The following is a 255-nucleotide window of genomic DNA, read 5'->3' as shown; positions in this document are numbered from 1 at the left end:
AATTCTCATCTCGCCTACCTGTGTCGGTTTACGGTACTGGCGCCTTCCCCCTCACTAGAGGCTTTTCTTGGCAGTGTGAAATCGTGACCTACGTCCCTACGGGACTCCGCGTCGTTCCTTGACTTTGGTGCCTGACGGATTTGCCAATCAGACGGTCTTGAAACTTGCACATGCACTTCCATCCGCATGCGTCACTATCCTCCTGCGTCCCCCCATTGTTCAAACGGTGGATCGGCGGTACAGGAATATCAACCT

The 255-nt window shown here is 53.7% G+C and carries 1 rRNA gene; it reads right to left on the bottom strand.

Annotated elements, in window-relative coordinates:
- Nucleotides 1-255: ribosomal RNA gene (locus tag AYO36_RS14055) — 23S ribosomal RNA — on the bottom strand; the annotation flags it as partial.

It is taken from the genome of Exiguobacterium sp. KKBO11 (assembly GCF_001644945.1).
GTDB classification, from domain to species: domain Bacteria; phylum Bacillota; class Bacilli; order Exiguobacteriales; family Exiguobacteriaceae; genus Exiguobacterium_A; species Exiguobacterium_A abrahamii.
This window is presented reverse-complemented; position numbering and strand designations above follow the sequence as displayed.